Raw genomic sequence first — 17933 nt, forward strand, 5'->3', positions numbered from 1 at the left:
GGCCGATCGCTTGAGGAGAACTCGCTAGTAGGACATCGGGCGACCGGCGGGAGTTCGCAGGTCCAAATGGTCCGTGAGCCGTTTTCCCGCTGATTTCGGGGTGGCGGGTCTTGTGCACCGGATGCGACGCATGACCGGCTCCCTCCGATCGGTCCGACGTTCGACAAGTGTGCTCGGGAATGGGGCGAAAGGGCCACTGACCGGCTCATCGGTGCGATGTGAAGGATTCATGCCGCGAAGGTGAGCGGCGAACTGGCCCCGTGGCGGGGCGGCGGTGCAAGATGCGGTGCGCGGGGTCGCTCCACCGGGGCGGCGGTTGCGCCCCGCGCCCGCGGGTAATGCGCCGACCGAGGCGGCGAGGTCCGCCTGCATCCCCCTGTGCCCCCCGACGGCCCGGAAGAGGCTCTCATGGTGGAAACGGAAACCGGCACCGGCGTCACCGTCGCCCATCGCCGCCCCGGCACGACGACTCCCGGCGCCCGCGTCGCCGGCACGCCCCTCCCGGCGCCCGCGCCCGCGTCGGCGCCCGTGGCCGACCCGGCCACGACCGGCGCCGCCACGGCCCCGCGCATCGGTTTCAAGAGCCACCTGCGCCCCGAGATCATCCCCGGCGAGGCGGTGTACCTGGTCTCCGCGCGCGGCACGACCGCGCTGTCCGGCCGCCCCGCCGAGGTGCTCGCCCCGCTGCTGGACGGCACCCGCACCCTCGCCGAGATCCACGAGCAGGCCTCCCGGGAGCTGCCCGCCGCACAGGTCGGCCAGGTGCTCGGCCGCATGGCCAAGGCCAACCTCGTCGGGCACCGCGCCTCCACCTGCCCGGCCGACCCGGCCGCCGAGGCCTACTGGGACCTGGCCGGGCTGGAGGGCTCCCGCGCCCCGGCCGCGCTCGCCGGCGCGGTCGTCGGCGTCCTCGCGCTCGGCCACGTCGAGACCGGCGCCGTCCTGGCCGCCTGCCGGGCGGCGGGCCTGGCCGCCGTGCCCGACACCGGCGGGGGCGAGCCGTGCGGCGAGCTTTCGCTGGTGGTCTGCGACGACTACCTCGACCCGGCGCTGGCGGAGGTCAACGCCCGCCGGCTGGCCGACGGGCGGCCCTGGCTGCTGGCCAAGCCGAACGGCGCCGACGTGTGGGTCGGCCCGGTGTTCCGCCCCGGCTCGGGCCCGTGCTGGGCGTGCCTGGAGCGGCGGCTGCGCGGCCACCGCCGCGCCGAGAGCTGCCTGCTGACGGCCTCCGGGGCCCCCGCGCTCCCGCCCGAGGCGTCGACCGCGCTGACCCGCGGCATGGGGCTGCTGGCGGTGGCGCTGGAGGCGGCCAAGTGGCTGGCCGGGCACCGCCACGACGGCCAGGACGCGGTGTGGACGCTGGACACCCTCACCATGGCCGGGCGGCACCACCGGCTGACCCGCCGCCCGCAGTGCCCGTCGTGCGGAGACCCCGGCCTGGTCGCCCGCCGCGTGCGCCGGGCCGTCGTCCCGGTCTCCCGGCCCAAGGAGGCGCTCGGCGGCACCGGCGAGCGGGCCGCGTCCGCCCGCCAGGTCTGGGAGCGGTTCGGCGGCCTGGTCGACCCGGTCACCGGGATCATCGGCGGGGTCCGGCGCGACCCGCGCAGCCCCTCGTTCCTGCACTGCCACCTCGCGGGCCCGAACCTGGCGCTGCCGGTGAGCAGCCTGTCGACGGCGCGGGCGGGCCTGCGCGCGCAGGCCGGCGGCAAGGGCGTCACCGACCTCGATTCCAGGGTCAGCGCGCTGTGCGAGGCCGTGGAACGCTACTGCGGCTCCCGCTTCGGCGACGAGCCGACGATCACCGACACCTACCGGGGGCTCGGCGAGGCCGCCGTCCACCCCGACGCCTGCCAGCTGTTCCACCCGCGCCAGTTCCGCGACCGCGACCGGTGGAACGCCGCGCAGCCCCCGTTCCAGCACGTCCCCGCCCCATTCGACGAGCGGGCGCCGCTGGAGTGGACCCCGGTGTGGTCGCTCACCGGTGAGCGGCACCGCTACCTGCCGTCCGACCTGCTGTACTACCGGCCGTTCACCCCGCGCGGCTCCTCGCCGGTGCGCGCGGACTCCAACGGCGCCGCGGCCGGCGCCAGCGTTGAGGACGCGATCCTGCAGGGGTTCCTCGAACTGGTGGAACGGGACGCGGTGGCGCTGTGGTGGTACAACCGCACCCGCCAGCCCGGGGTCGCGCTGGACTCCTTCGACGACCCGTGGATCGCCACCGTGCGGCGCGGCCTGGCCTCGATGGGCCGCGAGGTCTGGGTGCTGGACCTCACCTCCGACCTGGGCATCCCGGTGATGGCGGCGATCTCGCGGCGCACCGGCGGCCGGGCCGAGGACATCATGTTCGGCTTCGGCGCGCACTTCGACCCCAAGGTGGCGCTGCGCCGCGCGCTGGCCGAGCTCGGCCAGTTGCTCCCCATCACGCCGGCCGGGGACGGCGCGGGGTACGCGACCACCGACCCTGGGCTGCTGACCTGGTGGACGCGCGAGACGGTGGCCCGGAACCCGTACCTGCTGCCCGACCCCGGCCTGGCGCGGACGACGGCGGCCTGCCGCCCGTACACCCCGTTCGCGGACCTGCGCGACGACGTCGCCCACATCACCGAGCTGGCCCGCGCCAAGGGCCTGGAGGTGCTCGTGCTCGACCAGACCCGGCCCGACATCGGGCTGCCCGTGGTCAAGGTCGTGGTCCCGGGTCTGCGCCACTTCTGGGCGAGGTTCGCGCCCGGCCGTCTGTACGACGTCCCGGTGGCGCTCGGCCGCCTTGACGCGCCGACGGCCTACCAGGACCTCAACCCGATCCCGTTCTTCTTGTGATCCGCGCCGCGCCGTAACACGAACCAGGAGAAGCCACGTGTCCCCACCTCTGGACGAGGAAGCCGCCTCAGGCGGCTTCCTGCTCTGGTCGCTGCGCGAGGACGTGCACGTGGAGCCCGACGCGCGCGAGGACGTGGTCACGCTGCACAGCCGCTGGGGCGACGAGAGCGTGCCGCATCCCGCGCCCCGGGTGGTGGAGGCGCTGCGCCGGATGAGCCTTGGCCCGGTCTCGCTGGAGAACGCGATCAGCGACCCCGCCGAGCGGGCCGAGCTGGACCGGTTGCTGGTCCGGCTGCAGCACCTGGTGGTCCGTTCGCTCGGCCTGGACCAGGAGCGGGCCCTGCTGTCGGTCGTGCCGCTGAGCAGGCAGGCGCGCTTCCGGCCGGCGCGGCTGTCGCCGGTGCGGGCGGTGCGCATGTCCCGGTTCGCGGTGCTCCGGGCCGAGGAGGGCGCGTACTGGCTGGAGTCGCCGCTGTCGCTGCACCGCGTGGTGTTCCACCGGGCGGAGGCGATGTGGCTCGTCGGCGCGCTGAGCCGGGGCATGACCCCGGACGCCGCGCTGGCGGGGCTGCCCGCGTCCGTGCCGGGCGCGGCGGCCCTGGCCTACCTGGTGGCCGCCGGCATGGTGGTCCAGGCCGAGCCGGGTGAGTCGCCGGGCCCGCCCACCTTCGCCGAGGACACCGATCCCGCGCTGGTCACCTGGCTGCCGCAGGACCTGATGTTCCACACCCGCTCGACGCTCGGCCGGCACGACCGCGACTTCGGCGCCACCTACCCGATGGGCGAACGCTGGGCCGTCGAGCCGGTCACCAAACCCGCCACCGAGGGCGGGTACGTCCCGCTGCCCCGGCCGTGCTGGGACCGGCTCATCGAGGGCGACCCGCCGCTGACCGCCGCCATCGAGGGCCACCACCCCGCGTTCCGCTTCGGCGATGAACCGCTGAGCGACCGGCAGCTCGGCGAGGTGCTGTACCGGACGGCCCGGGTGCGCTCGCTCACCTCGGCCGCCCACGGCGGGGCGGGCAGCGGCCTGGCCAGCGACCGCCCGTACGCGAGCGCGGGGTCGGCCTACGAGCTGGAGCTGTACACGGCCGTCAGCGGGTGCGCCGGCATCCGCGATGGGATGTACCACTACGACCCGCTGGGGCACCGGCTGGAGCCGATCGACGTGGACGCGGTGGACCTGCGGGAACTGCTCGACCGGGGGCGGCTGTCGGCGGGCCTGGCGTCCGTCCCGCCGGTGCTGATCCTGGTCACCGCCCGGTTCAGGCGCGTCTCCTGGAAGTACACCGGCCCCGGGTACGCGCTCATCCTGAAGAACGCCGGCGCGCTCACCCAGACGCTCTACCTGGTCAGCACGGCCATGGGGCTGGCCGGGTGCGCGCTCGGCGCCGCCGACATCGAGGCCACGGCCCGGGCCCTCGGCACCGACTGGCGCACCGAGTCGTGCGTGAGCGGGTTCGCGCTCGGCAACCGGGACGAGGAGCCGCAGGCCCTGCCGCCCGGCCGCCGCCCGGCCAACGACCCCGCCTGGGGAGACCTCGCCGCGGAGCTGCTGCACAAGAGCGCCGGCTGACCCCGCCGCCGCGCTCCCTGCCCGTCCCGCGGCGCCTTCGGGCGGCTTCCTCCCGCCTCGCGCCGCCCTCCGGTCGCCTCCCGACGCCCGCCGCGCCATATCAAGCGCTGATTTCGGTCCGATATAAAATGCTCGGTCAAACCATGGGGAATACCGGCCATGAGGAATTCACGACCGGTTCGTGAAGTGCGGCCTTCCTCTTACCCGGCTTCTCATCGCACAATTAGGACAGCTGGGAACGCCACCGCGAAAAGAAGGGGAAGGCCATGCCGACCTGCACCATCGACACCGACCGGCACTTCACCGAGTTCGTCGCCCAGGCCTGGCAGGACCCGAAGTCCACGGAACAGGGGGAAACCCACCTTCTCGGCGCATTCGGCATTCGCCCCGCCGACGCCGGATACGAGTTCGAGTCACATTTCGACCTGGGGCAGGATCTGATCATCGAGCAGCTGGACGGCTCCACCCCGGCGTTCGCGGTGCCCACCTACTGCGGGTGAACCACCGGCGGCGCCGCCCGCCCTCCGCCTGCGCTTCCGCGCCCTGTGCCCCCACGCCCGGGGCCCCCGCGCCGGCGCACGACCGAAACCCTTCGCACGCCAAGCCCGCGCTCGACCGCGATGAGCGTCAACCCCTGTTCTTCCGTAGAATCCCCTGAGACCCTGATCACGGCGCGCACCATCCATGGACATCCGTAGAGAGCGGCGGACACATGGGAGCGCTCCCAGTCCTCGCGCTTCGGAGCGGGAGTCAATGGACAGCGAAGTGACAAGCGGGCTTTCACCGTTGCATACCAGGGGCGCGCGAGCGGCGCCCCTGCAGCCCTCCGGCGAGGCGGAGGGCCCGCCGTGGACCCCCCGGGTGGTGCTGCCCATCACCGTGGTGATGCTGGCCGGGTTCGCGCTGACCACGATCATGAACGTGCTCATGACCGGCCCGGACGCGGCCCGTCTCGCCGGCTTCGCGGTCTGCCTGACGCTCGTGTTCACCCTGCAGCTCGCCCACTCCCTCGCCGGGCCGCGGCACTGGCGGGCCGGCACCAGGGCCACCACCCTGACGCTCCAGGCGCTGGCCACCTACCTGCCGTTCTGGTGGCTCGGCAGCGCGTGGGGCGGCATGATCGGCTTCCTCGCCGGGTCGGCGCTGCTGTCGGTGACCGGGCCCGCGCGCTGGCCGCTGTACGTGGCCGGCGGCGCGGGCATCCTGCCGGTGCTCGCCTCCGAGGGCGTGCCCCCTGTGGGCCTGGCGTACGGCACCGGCTTCGCCCTGCTCACCGGCCTGGTGGTCTACGGGATGAGCTCGTTGTCGACGCTGGTGGCCGAACTGTACGCCGCACGCGGCAAACTCGCCCGCATGGCCGTCACCCGCGAACGCCTGCGCGTCGCCCGCGACCTGCACGACCTACTCGGCTACAGCCTCTCCGCCATCACCCTCAAAAGCGAACTCACCCACCGCCTGCTCCCCGCACACCCCCACCGCGCCCGCGACGAGATCACCGACATCCTCACCGTCGCCCGCCAAGCCCTCTCCGACGTCCGCACCGTCGCCAACGGCTACCGCACCATGTCCCTCACCACCGAAGCCGACTCCGCCACCAGCGTCCTCACCGCCGCCGACATCGACGTCACCACCACCATCACCACCCCCGACCTCCCCCCCCACATCGAAACCGTCCTGGCCACCGTCCTACGCGAAGCCGTCACCAACATCCTGCGCCACAGCAAAGCCCAGCACGCCACCATCCACGCCACCCTCCACACCAACGGCCACAACGACACCATCCGCCTGCACATCGCCAACGACGGCGTCGACCCCACCGACACCACCCCCACCGTCAACGGCGGCAACGGCCTCGGAAACCTCACCACCCGCCTACGAACCATCAACGGCCACCTCACCGCCGGCATCGACACCGACGGCTGGTTCCACCTCACCGCCCAAGCCCCCACCACCACCACCGGGCACCGGCCCGTCCCGGAACGGGCGCTGCCGCCGGACGCGATCGTCCCCCGGCTGGTCCCCCGGCTCGCGCAGCGGGCGCTCTCCCGGGGCCCGGCCCCGCGCCCTGATCCCGCCGACGGTGCCGCGCCGCGCGTCTCACCGCTGTGGCGGCTCAGGTCGGCGCGACACCGGCTGAAACAGATGCTGCCGTTCCCCCGCGCGAGCATGGTGCCCGACGACGTCGACACCGACCTGTGGGGGCCGCGCCAGCCGATCCCGGTGACCTTGGTGGTGCTGGCGGGATACGCGGCGATCATGCTGATCAACGTGATCGACGCCGCGCCCGGCACCGCCGGCCTGCTCGGTTTCGCGGCGTGCCTGGCCGCCGACCTCGGCCTGCAACTCGTCCACTCGTTCCGCGGTCCCCGAACCTGGTCGCGAAGGGCCCGCGTGCTCTCTCTGGGCGCCCAGGCGCTCGCCTGCTACCTGCCCCTGCTGTGGGTCGGCCGTCCGTGGGGCTCCATGGTGGGCTTCCTGGCCGGGTCGGTGCTGCTGGTGGTGCCCGGCGGCGCCGGGTGGGCGCTGTACGCGGCCGTGGTGGGCAGCGTGGTGCCGCTGGCGATGGCCCTCGGCGCCGAGCCGCGCTACCTGGTGTACCTCCCGGTGTCCAGCCTGCTGACCGGCATGATCGTGTACGGGATGAGCTCGTTGTCGACGCTGGTGGCCGAACTGTACGCAGCACGCGGCAAACTCGCCCGCATGGCCGTCACCCGCGAACGCCTGCGCGTCGCCCGCGACCTGCACGACCTACTCGGCTACAGCCTCTCCGCCATCACCCTCAAAAGCGAACTCACCCACCGCCTGCTCCCCGCACACCCCCACCGCGCCCGCGACGAGATCACCGACATCCTCACCGTCGCCCGCCAAGCCCTCTCCGACGTCCGCACCGTCGCCAACGGCTACCGCACCATGTCCCTCACCACCGAAGCCGACTCCGCCACCAGCGTCCTCACCGCCGCCGACATCGACGTCACCACCACCATCACCACCCCCGACCTCCCCCCCCACATCGAAACCGTCCTGGCCACCGTCCTACGCGAAGCCGTCACCAACATCCTGCGCCACAGCAAAGCCCAGCACGCCACCATCCACGCCACCCTCCACACCAACGGCCACAACGACACCATCCGCCTGCACATCGCCAACGACGGCGTCGACCCCACCGACACCACCCCCACCGTCAACGGCGGCAACGGCCTCGGAAACCTCACCACCCGCCTACGAACCATCAACGGCCACCTCACCGCCGGCATCGACACCGACGGCTGGTTCCACCTCACCGCCCAAGCCCCCACCACCACCGGGCTCGGCGAGGACTACCCCGGGGAGCACGCGGCGATGGGCGCGGCCGGGCCGCCGGTCCCCTGAGGCCCGGGCGAGGAAGGGTCAGCGCAGCGCGGGCAGGCCGACGGCGGCGGCCATCACGATGCGCTTGAGCGCCGGCAGGAACGCGGGGCAGGCGGCCGCCATGACGGGGTCCTCGGCGTAGATCTCGCGCAGCACCGCGGGAGGGTTGGAGACGGGGTAGAGCATTCCGGCGCCCGCGGTCGCCAGCCCGACCAGCTCGTAGGCCTCGCTCTCGGTCAGGCCGGAGGGCGCCGCGGCGACGCGGGCGGCCAGGTCGCCGATGACGTCCAGCACGGCGCGCTTGCACGCGCGCGCCGCCTCCACCGAGACGTTGTGCTCGAGGCTGGTGGCCGTGTTGCCGAGCAGGTCGCACATGAGCGGCCGCGCCTCGAGCGTCTCGGTGAGCGCGGCGACGACGGCCGCGAGGCCGGTGGCCCGGCCGAGCCGTTCGGCGACCTCGCTCCCCCACTCTCGCCACTCCTCGGCGGCCAGGACGAGGTAGATCTCCTCGCGGGTGCCGAAGTAGCGTCCGACGTTGGACTTGGCCAGGCCCGCGGCGGCGGCGACCCCGCCGAGGCTGACCGCGCGCACGCCGGATCGCAGGGCCAGTTCGCGGGCGGCCTCCAGAATGGCCTCGCGCCGCTGCAGCTTGTGCTCGGGCCGTCTGGCCCGGAGGAATCCCTGCGTCATGTCGCAGCAAGCATACGGCGACGATAAAAGAACGCCGTTCTCTTGTTAAGATGACATCGTTCTGTTAACGTCGGCGCACATCTGGACGCATCACGTCCACCGGCGGGAGGCAGCGCGTGGTCGAGGTACAACTAAGGATCAACGGGACCGTCCACACCTGCGAAATCCCGCCACAGGTCAGCCTGCTGGACGTCCTGCGCGAGCATCTCGGGCTCACCGGCACCAAGAAGGGCTGCGACCAGGGGGCGTGCGGCGCGTGCACGGTGCTCGTCGACGGCGAGCGCATCAACTCCTGCCTGACGCTCGCCGTGCAGTACGCCGGCCGCGAGGTCACCACCATCGAGGGCGTCGCGGGCGAGCAGGGCCCGCACCCGCTTCAGGCGGCGTTCATCCGCAACGACGGCTTCCAGTGCGGCTACTGCACCTCCGGGCAGATCTGCTCGGCGATCGGCATGCTCGCCGAGCACGCCTCCGGCGCGCCGAGCCTGGTCACCGAGCACCTGGCCGCGACCGGCGCCGAGCTGACGGACGCCGAGATCAGAGAGCGCATGAGCGGCAACCTGTGCCGCTGCGGCGCCTACAACGGCATCGTCGACGCCATCCGCGAGGTCGCCACCGCGAAGGCCCGGCGGGAACTCGCCGAAGACGGGGACGGGCGGGCGGACCGCGAGCACACCGCCGCGCGCGCCGGACGGCCGGCCGCCGCGGCGGAGGCCGTCCGATGAGGCCGCTCGCCTACGTGCGCCCCGGCGACGTCCCTGCAGCCCTGCGCGCCATCACCGCCGAGCCGGGCGCGAGGTTCCTCGGCGGCGGCACCAACCTGGTCGACCTGATGCGGCAGGACGTCGAACGCCCCGCCACGGTCGTCGACATCACCGGCCTCCCCTTGGACCGGGTGGAGCAGGCCCCGGACGGCGGGGTGCGCGTCGGCGCGCTGGTGCGCAACAGCCACCTGGCCGCCCACCCGGTCATCCGCGGCCGGTACCCGGTGCTGGCGCAGGCCGTCCTCAGCGGCGCCTCGGCGCAGCTGCGCAACATGGCGACGGTCGGCGGCAACCTGCTCCAGCGCACCCGCTGCCCCTACTTCTACGACGGCGCCGCCGCCTGCAACAAGCGCGAGCCCGGCAGCGGGTGCGACGCGATCGGCGGGCTCAACCGCGACCACGCCGTGCTCGGCGCCAGCGAGGCGTGCGTCGCCACCCATCCCTCCGACATGTGCGTCGCCCTGGCCGCGCTGGACGCCGTGGTCGTCGTCGAGAGCCTGCGCGGCGAACGGCGCGTCCCGATGGAGGACTTCCACCGGCTGCCCGGCGGCACCCCGCACATCGAGAGCGCGATCGAGGCCGACGAGCTGGTCACGGCGGTGGAGCTGCCCTCCTGCCCGGTCGCGGCGACCTCCCGCTACCGCAAGGTCCGCGACCGGGCGTCCTACGCCTTCGCGCTGGTCTCGGTCGCCGCGGCGATGGAGGTCCGCGACGGCGCGGTGGCGGAGGTGCGCCTGGCCCTCGGCGGCGTCGCGGCCAAGCCGTGGCGGGCCCGGGAGGCAGAGCGGGTCCTGCTCGGCGCGCCGGCCGTCGAGGAGTCCTTCCGGCGGGCCGCCGAGGCCGAGCTCGCCGCCGCCACCGCCCTGTCCCACAACACCTTCAAGATCGAGCTGGCCCGGCGCACCGTCACCGCGACGCTGCTGCGGCTGCTCACCGACGGGAGCGCGGCATGACCCGCACCGATGCGCACGGCACGACCCCGGCGGAGGGCTCGCCGGTGACGTCGCCGGCCGGGGAGCGCGGCCCGGCGCGCGTGGAGGGCTCCGGGCGTCTGGTCGGCAGGCCGATCGACCGGGTGGACGGGGTGCCGAAGACCACCGGCGCGGCCCGGTACTCGGCCGAGCACCCCTACCCCGGCCTCGCCCACGCCGTCCTGGTGCACGCGACCATCACGCGCGGCCATCTCACCGCCATCGACACCGCCGAGGCGTCGGCGGTGCCGGGCGTGCTCACCGTCATCACCCACCACAACGCGCCCGCGCTGAAGCCTCCGCCGCCGGTCAGCGTCATGAACCTCAGCACGATGGCCTCCGGCACGTCGGTCGCCTACCTCAACACCGACGAGGTCCACTGGAACGGCCAGCCGGTCGCGGTCGTCGTCGCCGAGACCCTGCACGCCGCCCAGCACGCCGCCCGGCTGGTGAGGGTCGCCTACCGCGAGTCGCCCGCGGCCGTCGACTTCGCCGCCGAGGAGCCGAACGCCACGCCGCAGAAGAACGACATGGTCTCCGAGGGCTCGGCGAAGAAGGGCGACGCCGAGGCCGCGCTCGCGGCGGCGCCGGTGTCGGTGGACCTGCGGTACACCACGCCGGCGCACGCCCACAACGCGATCGAGCCGCACGCCACCACGGCCGTCTGGGACGGCGACCGGCTGACCGTCCACGACGGCGCGCAGAACGTGGCCTGGATGCGCGACCATCTCGCCCTGCGCTTCGGCGTGCCCGCCGCCGGGGTACGCGTCGTCGCGCCGTACGTCGGCGGCGCGTTCGGCGGCAAGACCGTGGTGTGGGCCGGGACGATCCTCACCGTGATGGCGGCACGGGTGACCGGCCGGCCGGTGCGGATGACGCTCACCCGCGAGGGCGTCTACCGCACGGTCGGCGGGCGCACCCCCTCGGCGCAGCGCGTCGCGCTCGGCGCCCGGCCCGACGGGCGGCTCACCGCGCTGGTCCACACCGGCGTCACCCAGATCGGCCGGGTCGGGGGCGGGCCCGAGCAGGTCACCTCCCAGTCGCGGCACCTCTACGACGCCGGGAACATCCTGCTCCAGCAGAGCCAGGTCGCGCTGGACACGGTCTCCAACACCTACATGCGCGCGCCCGGGGAGTCGATCGGCACCTTCGCGCTGGAGGCGGCGATCGACGAGCTGGCCTGCGAGCTCGGCATGGACCCGATCGAGCTGCGCATGCGCAACGAGCCCGAGCGCAATCCCATCGACGGCAAGCGCTTCTCCCACCGGATGCTGCGCGAGGCGTACGCGATGGGCGCGCGGCGGTTCGGCTGGGCGGAGCGCACGCCGGAGCCCGGCTCGATGCGCGACGGCAGGTGGCTGGTCGGCATGGGCGTCGCCTCCGCCTACCACCCGGCGTGGCAGTTCGCCGCCAACCTCACGGTGCGCCTGTCGGCCGACGGCACGGTGCTGGTGCGCTGCGGGTTCCACGAGATGGGCATGGGCGGGGCGACCGCCCAGGGGCAGATCGCCGCCGACGCCCTCGGCGTGCCGTTCGAGGCCGTGCGGGTCGAGTACGGCGACTCCGACCTGCCCACCGGCCCCGGGGCGGGAGGCTCGGGCCAGACCGCCAGCGTGGCGGCGAGCCTCGGCACCGCCTGCGCGAGGCTGCGCGACACGATGCTGGCGCTGGCCCGGCGGTCGAAGGACTCCCCGCTCCGGGGAAGCCGCCGGGCCGAGGTCCGCGCCCGCGACGGGGGGCTGTGGACCTCCACCGCCGGGACCGTCGCAGGCGAGACGTACGCGGCGATCCTCGCCCGGGCGGGCCGCCCGCACGTCGAGGTGGCCGTCGGATCCGACACGCGCGTCGGGACGGCGGTCGGACAGGCCCGGTTCATGGCCAAGTTCCTGCTCGACCGGCGGCGCTGGACGAAGGCGGCGTGCGGGGCGCAGTTCTGCGAGGTGCGCGTCGACCCCGACACCGGCGAGGTGCGGGTGTCGCGGTGGGTGGGGGCGTTCGACGTCGGGACGGTCATCAACGCCAAGACCGCCGCCGCCCAACTGCGGGGCGGCATCGTCATGGGCATCGGCATGGCCCTGTCGGAGGAGACGCTGACCGACCCGCGCACCGGGCGCATCATGAACCCCGGCCTCGGCGGGTACCACGTCCCGGTGCACGCCGACATCCCGCCGATCGACGTCTGCTACCTGGACGAGCCCGACCCGACCATGCCCCTCGGCCTGATCGGCGTCGGCGAGGTCGGCATCACCGGCGTCGCCGCCGCCGTCGCCAACGCCGTCCACCACGCCACCGGCCGCCGCGTCCGCGACCTGCCCATCACCCCCGACAAACTCCTCTGACCACCCCTCCGGCTCCCCCGCCGGCGCCTCACCCGCGGCGGGCGCGGGGGCGGCAGGGGGTTCGGTAAGTTGTGTCGGGTGTCTGTCGTGCCCGGTACGCCGTCCGTGTCCGCGGTGAGCCCCTCCTCCCGCCTGGCGTGGCTGGACGCCTTGCGGGGCATCGGCGCCGTCGCGGTGGTGGCCGAGCACCTGCTGCCCTGGGTGGTCCCGTGGCTGCGCCCGTACTGGTTCAACATCGGCATCTACGGCATCCTGGTGTTCTTCCTGGTCAGCGGCTACATCATCCCCGCCTCGCTGGAACGGCACGGGGACGTGCGGGCGTTCTGGATCAGCCGCGCCTTCCGGCTGTACCCGCTGTACCTGCTGGTCATCGGGCTGGTGCTGGCGATGGCGTGGCGCCTGCCGGTGCGCGAGGCGGTGCCACGCGACCCCGCCGCGGCGGTCGCGCACGCCACCATGCTGCTGGACGTGGTCGGCGTCGGCGGCGTCGCCGACACCATGTGGACCCTGTCCTACGAGATGGTCTTCTACCTGCTGGTCACCGCGCTGTTCGTCACCGGCGCGCACCGGCGCAGCGCCGTGCCCGCGGTGGTGCTCGGCCTGGCGGCGGTCGCCGTGGCCGCGCTCGTCCCGGCCGCCGCGCTGCGCGGCGCCTGGGTCGTATGGGCGTCCGGCGCGGTCCTCGCCATCGGGCTCGCGTGCGTGGTGTCGGGCCGCCTGCGCAGGACCGGCGCCTGCCTGCTCGGCGTGATGGCGCTGGTCCTGCTGTTCCTGGGCAGCCGGGTGCCCTGGCTGGGCGTGCTCATCCTGGCGGTGATGTTCGCCGGCACCGCCGTGTACCGCTGGGAGAGCGGCACCGGCCCGTTCTGGCCGGTCGCGCTGACCATGGCCCTGGTGGCCCTCACCCCGCTGCCCGCCCTCCAGGCCGGCTGGTGGTGGTCGGCGCCGGATGTGTGGATCACCACCGTCGCGCTGGCCAGCGCGACCTTCGCGGGCGCCTTCGCCCTGCGCCGCCGCCGCGTCCCGCGGGTGCTCACCTGGCTCGGGCTGGTCAGCTACTCGCTCTACCTGCTGCACCATCCGCTGCTGCGGCTGTACGCCTCGGTGACCGGCGACCTGCGCTGGTCGGCCTGGCACGTCCAGGTGCTGATGGCCGCGCTGTTCCTGGCGCTGGTCCTGCCCGCGTCCTGGGTGACCTACCGCCTGGTCGAGCGCCCCGCCCAGCGCCTGGGCCACCGCCTCGCCCGCCGGGCCCCGCACGGCGACCGGCGCCGCAGCGCCTCCCCCGCCGCGTAGGCGCCCGGCTTCGGCCATTCGATCCCGCGAGATGTCCTGGGAGTGGTTCGGGAGATACCGGGGGTGCCTCGTCGTGAAAGTCATAGTTGACATCAACTAGTCGATGATTGATATTCAGTATCAACTAACAAGATGGGGACTCGTGGAGAAGCGACGCAAGGTGTCCAATCCGCTGGCTCTGGCCGTGCTCGTCTACCTGATGGCCGAGCCGATGCACGCCTACGAGCTCGGACGACGACTCCAGGAGCACGGCAAGGACCGCAGCATCAAGTACAACCGCGGGTCGCTGTACATGGTCGTCGAGCAGCTGCGCAAGGCGGGGTTCGTCGCCGAACGGGAGACCGTGCGCGACACCCAGCGTCCAGAACGCACCATCTACGGCATCACCGAGGCGGGACGGGCCGAGCTCTACGACTGGATGCGCGAACTGGTCGCCGTCCCCCGCGAGGAGTACCCCTCCTTCGGGGTCGCCCTGTCGCTGCTGGCCGTGCTCGCCCCTGCGGAGGGGGCCGGCCTGCTCGGCCGCCGCCTCGCGGCCCTGACCGAGCAGGCCGAGGAGGTGCGGGGGGTGCTGCGGCAGGCCGGCGAGGACCAGGTGCACTGGGTGTTCCTGGCCGAGGAGCGCTACCGGCTCGCCCTGGTGGAGGCCGAGATGCGCTTCGCCGCCGATCTCGCCGAGTCCCTGAAGGACCCCGCCTACGAGCGGGCCTGGCAACGGATGCGGGAGGACATGACATGAGCAAGGTGAGGACGGCACTGGTCATCGGCGGCGGCGTCGCGGGCCCGGTGGCGGGAACGGCGCTGCGCAGGGCCGGGGTGGAGGTCACCCTCTACGAGGCCTACCCGACCACGGCCGACGGCGCCGGCGGCTCGCTCGGCCTGGCGCCCAACGGCCTGGCGGCGCTGGAGATCGTCGGCGCCGCCGACGCGGTGCGGGCGCTCGCCCGTCCGATGCCCCGCTCGGTCATGGCCGTCGGGCGCAGACGGCTCGACACCCTGCCCACGCTGCCCGGCCTCGCGCCGTTGCAGCTCATCTGGCGCGCCGACCTGCACCGCGCGCTGTACGACCGCGCGGTCGCGCTCGGCGTCCGGGTCGAGCACGGCAAGCGCCTGGTGGGAGCCGAGGAGACCGGCTCGGGGGTCACGGCGCGGTTCGCCGACGGGACCACCGCCACGGCCGACATCCTGGTCGGCGCCGACGGCATCCGCTCCACGGTCCGCACGCTGATCGACCCGGACGCGCCGGGCCCGACCCCCACCGGGCTGCTCGGCTTCGAGGCCATCGCCGACTTCGACCTGCGGCAGCACGAGGGGACGATCACCTACGCGTTCGGCAGGCGCGGCTTCTACCTGTTCCGCCCGCATCCCGGCGGCGGGGCCGAGTGGGGCGCCAACCTGCCCCACCCGCCCATGACCCTGACCGAGGCCCGGCGGATCCCGAACGAGGAATGGCTGCGCAGGCTGCTGGAGCACCACGCCGAGGACCACCCCGGCGCCGAGCTGATCCGGCACACCGACCCCGGGCGGCTCCAGGTGCTGGGGTCGATGTACATGATGCCGCGCGTGCCGCGCTGGCACAGCGACCGCATGGTCCTGGTCGGCGACGCCGTGCACGCCCCGTCCAACAGCTCCGGCCAGGGCGCGTCACTGGCCGTCGAGAGCGCCGTCGAGCTCGCCCGTTGCGTGCGCGACCTGCCCGACGCGCCCTCCGCCTTCGCCGCCTACGAGCGCCTGCGCCGGCCGAGGGTGGAGCGGGTCGCCGCGCGCGCGGCCAGGATCAACGGCGGCAAGGCGGCCGGGCCGCTGGCCAGGGCCCTGATGCCGCTGCTGATGCCGATCATGCTGAAGACGGTCATGCACCCCGAGCGGGCCTTCGGCGTCGAACAGCGCCACGTCATCGCCTGGGACGAACCGGCCGCCACCCTCGGCTAGACGTTCACTCGTGCGCGCGCACCGGACGAGGAGGCGCCCCTTGAGAAAATGTCGGTGAGGTCTGGTAGAGGTTGGTCATGGGCGTGAGCATTGAGGAGTTCCTGCTGATGCTGACCCGTCTGCCCGAGGTGAAGCAGGCGGACGGCGGCGACTGGACGGCGCTGAAGGTGCGCGGGCGGGGCTTCGGCTACCTGTGGGAACGCACCCGCACCGTCGGGCTGAAGGCGACGATCGAGGAGCAGATCGCCCTGGTGGCCGAGCGGCCCGAGGTGTTCGAGGTCCAGTTCACCGCCGGCCGGTTCGGCTGGGTCGTGGTGCACCTCGACAAGATCGACGCCGACGAGCTGTTCGAGCTGGTCACCGAAGCCTGGTGCCTGACCGCCCCCCAGCCCCTCCTTTCGGCACACGCCGCCACAGGAGCCCTGCCCTTCACCCCCTGACCCCCGCCCGCCGCGGCCCGCCCCGGTCGCGGCCGGCGACGGCCTCCACCGGCGTCGTGGCACTCCGGCGGCCCCGCAGCCGCCCTAGGGTCCTCGACCTCAACCTCCTCGATACCTGGCACGCCGAACGCCCCGACACCGCCAAGAACGCGGACACTGGTGCGTAGCCGTACGGTCCGCACGGAGGGACGGCGCCGTCGGCGGGGCCGGGCGTAATGCCCCATATGCCGTTTAGCGGGCGAAGCACTAATAGGGTATCGATCTGATCGAACACCGCAAATGCCGCCAAAATCCCGGGTTCATATATCGATCAGATAACCGACCTTGGCGATCTAGCCCATGACCTAACCCGCTCGCGGGGTGGAAATCTAGACTCTGAGCACAGTGCATCGCGTCCTGGGGGCGTATGTGATGAGGCGTCGTGTTCTCTGGGGTACGGGTGTCGTGCTCGTTGTGCTGATCTTGGCGGCGGGAACGGCTTGTTTTCTGGTGAGGCCCACCGACTCCGTCCGGCTGAATATCGTGGCCGACAGTGGGGTGGTGCCGCTCACGTTGCCGGGGGAAGCGTCGGAGTCGTGCGGTGAGCGGGTGTGCCGGTCCGTGCTGCGGGTCGACAAGAGTGACCAGGTCAGGTCGGTCAGCGCGACCCCGGACGACGCGCTGCCGCAGGGTGTGCGGCTCGCCTACTGGGGTTGCGGGGAGGGTCCGGGGTCCGCCGCCTGCACGGTGCGCCCGGACCGGGACACCACGATCTGCGTGACGACCACCGGCCCGGCCGATGTCGAGCGGAACGCCTGCGGCACCAGGCCCGGCACGCCGGTCGCCGAGGCGCCGGGCACGTTGTCCGTCATTTTCAACACGAAATGGAAGATCAAGCTATTCGGGAACTTCGACGGGTCCTGCGCGAGCGGCGGCGCCCTCGGAAAGAGGTGCGAGATCAGCATCAAACCCGGCAAGATCTATTACCTGCGTGCCCAGTTCGAGAAGGCGGCCGACCCCTATCCACGGTCCGGCCGTTCGTGGGATTTCCACTATGTGACCTATGAGGGCTGCAACAGCGGCATGGGGCACGCCGACGCGATCACCTGTGTCGTCTTCGGCGGGTCCAAGCCCGCCATGGTCTGCGTGGCCTCCGGCGATCCGGCGGAGCAGAAGCCGGCCCGCGAGTGCCTCGCCTATCGCAGGGCGGGGACGTCGTGATCGGCCAGGTGGCCGTCGCCGTGGGATGCCTCCTCGCCGTCACCGCCTGCGGTGCGAAGGCGGGGAACGACGGCGCCGCCGCCCCCTCACCATCGAAAGCCTCGCCCACGGGCGTGCCGTTGGTGGTGCTCATGCCGACCGCGTGGAGTTCCGGGATCGGCTCCGACATCCCGGGCCAGAAGTTCTGCCCCGACATCCGCAAGCGCGGCGGGACGATGCCGCAGAACACGGTGTCCTGCAGGTTCGTGGCTCCCCGCGGCATGGTCGTCCACCTCACCGCCAAGGTGCGCAAGCAGCATCCCGTTCTGGTGGGTGAGAACGAGTCCATCCGGCTCAGCCTCTGCCGCAACGGGTCGTGGTCCGAGGCGACCCGCACGGTGACCTGCACGGTCACGGCGTCCACCGGCACCGTACTGTGCCTGGACGAGAACCAGTTCGGCTCCATGATCGAATGCCCGTGGGTCGAGCAGGGGTACGCGCGCCTACCGGCGACCGTGCCGCCCGGCTTCACTCCGGGGCCGCATGTGGCGGCGCGCCAGGACGAGCCGCTGAGCTGACCC

14 protein-coding genes are annotated in these 17933 nt (G+C 73.2%); 13 read left to right on the forward strand and 1 reads right to left on the reverse strand.

Going from position 1 to position 17933, the window contains the following annotated elements:
* Positions 1–408: 408 nt before the first annotated feature.
* The 4 genes from ABZT47_RS03395 (at position 409) to ABZT47_RS03410 (ending at position 7762) form a co-directional block, all read left to right on the forward strand.
* Positions 409–2817 carry a TOMM precursor leader peptide-binding protein gene (locus tag ABZT47_RS03395; protein WP_354835673.1) on the forward strand — a complete coding sequence of 803 codons (2409 nt, stop codon included), beginning with the start codon at positions 409–411 and terminating at the stop codon, positions 2815–2817.
* A gap of 37 nt (positions 2818–2854) precedes the next feature.
* Positions 2855–4393 carry a SagB family peptide dehydrogenase gene (locus ABZT47_RS03400; protein WP_354835675.1) on the forward strand — a complete coding sequence of 513 codons (1539 nt, stop codon included), beginning with the start codon at positions 2855–2857 and terminating at the stop codon, positions 4391–4393.
* Between the two features lie 266 nt (positions 4394–4659).
* Positions 4660–4893: a hypothetical protein gene (locus tag ABZT47_RS03405; RefSeq protein ID WP_354835677.1), complete on the forward strand. Its 234-nt coding sequence runs from the start codon at positions 4660–4662 to the stop codon at positions 4891–4893.
* A 361-nt stretch (positions 4894–5254) separates the two neighbouring features.
* Positions 5255–7762 carry a histidine kinase gene (locus ABZT47_RS03410; RefSeq protein ID WP_354835679.1) on the forward strand — a complete coding sequence of 836 codons (2508 nt, stop codon included), beginning with the start codon at positions 5255–5257 and terminating at the stop codon, positions 7760–7762.
* 18 nt (positions 7763–7780) lie between these two features.
* Here the strand turns inward: ABZT47_RS03410 and ABZT47_RS03415 are convergent, their stop codons facing one another.
* Entirely contained in the window at positions 7781–8431 is a 651-nt protein-coding gene (locus ABZT47_RS03415; RefSeq protein ID WP_354835681.1) for a TetR family transcriptional regulator, read from the reverse strand.
* Between the two features lie 116 nt (positions 8432–8547).
* Here ABZT47_RS03415 and ABZT47_RS03420 point away from each other — a divergent pair, with 116 nt between their 5' ends.
* The 9 genes from ABZT47_RS03420 to ABZT47_RS03460 all read left to right on the forward strand — a co-directional run bounded on the left by ABZT47_RS03420 (position 8548) and on the right by ABZT47_RS03460 (position 17930).
* Positions 8548–9156 (forward strand): 2Fe-2S iron-sulfur cluster-binding protein, encoded by a 609-nt coding sequence (locus ABZT47_RS03420; RefSeq protein ID WP_354835683.1) that lies wholly within the window; start codon positions 8548–8550, stop codon positions 9154–9156.
* The gene (locus ABZT47_RS03425; RefSeq protein WP_354835685.1) at positions 9153–10148 is read left to right on the forward strand and encodes a xanthine dehydrogenase family protein subunit M; all 996 of its coding nucleotides are present in this window, start codon (positions 9153–9155) and stop codon (positions 10146–10148) included. The genes ABZT47_RS03420 and ABZT47_RS03425 overlap by 4 nt, the downstream gene beginning before the upstream one ends.
* Positions 10145–12505, forward strand: coding sequence for a xanthine dehydrogenase family protein molybdopterin-binding subunit (locus tag ABZT47_RS03430; protein ID WP_354835687.1), 2361 nt, complete (start codon positions 10145–10147; stop codon positions 12503–12505). The genes ABZT47_RS03425 and ABZT47_RS03430 overlap by 4 nt, the downstream gene beginning before the upstream one ends.
* 78 nt (positions 12506–12583) lie before the next feature.
* Positions 12584–13801: an acyltransferase gene (locus ABZT47_RS03435; RefSeq protein ID WP_354835689.1), complete on the forward strand. Its 1218-nt coding sequence runs from the start codon at positions 12584–12586 to the stop codon at positions 13799–13801.
* A gap of 142 nt (positions 13802–13943) precedes the next feature.
* Positions 13944–14540 (forward strand): PadR family transcriptional regulator, encoded by a 597-nt coding sequence (locus tag ABZT47_RS03440; protein WP_354835691.1) that lies wholly within the window; start codon positions 13944–13946, stop codon positions 14538–14540.
* Entirely contained in the window at positions 14537–15733 is a 1197-nt protein-coding gene (locus ABZT47_RS03445; RefSeq protein WP_354835693.1) for an FAD-dependent monooxygenase, read from the forward strand. The genes ABZT47_RS03440 and ABZT47_RS03445 overlap by 4 nt, the downstream gene beginning before the upstream one ends.
* A gap of 77 nt (positions 15734–15810) precedes the next feature.
* A complete protein-coding gene (locus ABZT47_RS03450; RefSeq protein WP_354835695.1) occupies positions 15811–16173 on the forward strand; it encodes an MmcQ/YjbR family DNA-binding protein in 363 nt (120 codons plus the stop codon).
* 384 nt (positions 16174–16557) lie between these two features.
* Complete coding sequence (locus ABZT47_RS03455) at positions 16558–17373, forward strand: hypothetical protein (protein WP_354835697.1); 816 nt, start codon at positions 16558–16560, stop codon at positions 17371–17373.
* The gene (locus tag ABZT47_RS03460) at positions 17370–17930 is read left to right on the forward strand and encodes a hypothetical protein (protein ID WP_354835699.1); all 561 of its coding nucleotides are present in this window, start codon (positions 17370–17372) and stop codon (positions 17928–17930) included. The genes ABZT47_RS03455 and ABZT47_RS03460 overlap by 4 nt, the downstream gene beginning before the upstream one ends.
* The last annotated feature ends 3 nt before the right edge of the window (positions 17931–17933 follow it).

Origin of the sequence: Sphaerisporangium sp. NPDC005289, from assembly GCF_040607455.1 — a bacterium.
In the GTDB taxonomy this organism is placed as follows: domain Bacteria; phylum Actinomycetota; class Actinomycetes; order Streptosporangiales; family Streptosporangiaceae; genus Sphaerisporangium; species Sphaerisporangium rhizosphaerae.

Bases quoted from the DNA above. Each gene is read 5' to 3' on its own strand.
- ABZT47_RS03445 (WP_354835693.1), top strand. From the start codon at position 14,537: ATGAGCAAGGTGAGGACGGCACTGGTCATCGGCGGCGGCGTCGCGGGC.
- ABZT47_RS03415 (WP_354835681.1), bottom strand. From the start codon at position 8,431: ATGACGCAGGGATTCCTCCGGGCCAGACGGCCCGAGCACAAGCTGCAG.
- ABZT47_RS03405 (WP_354835677.1), top strand. From the start codon at position 4,660: ATGCCGACCTGCACCATCGACACCGACCGGCACTTCACCGAGTTCGTC.
- ABZT47_RS03430 (WP_354835687.1), top strand. From the start codon at position 10,145: ATGACCCGCACCGATGCGCACGGCACGACCCCGGCGGAGGGCTCGCCG.
- ABZT47_RS03450 (WP_354835695.1), top strand. From the start codon at position 15,811: ATGGGCGTGAGCATTGAGGAGTTCCTGCTGATGCTGACCCGTCTGCCC.
- ABZT47_RS03425 (WP_354835685.1), top strand. From the start codon at position 9,153: ATGAGGCCGCTCGCCTACGTGCGCCCCGGCGACGTCCCTGCAGCCCTG.
- ABZT47_RS03395 (WP_354835673.1), top strand. From the start codon at position 409: ATGGTGGAAACGGAAACCGGCACCGGCGTCACCGTCGCCCATCGCCGC.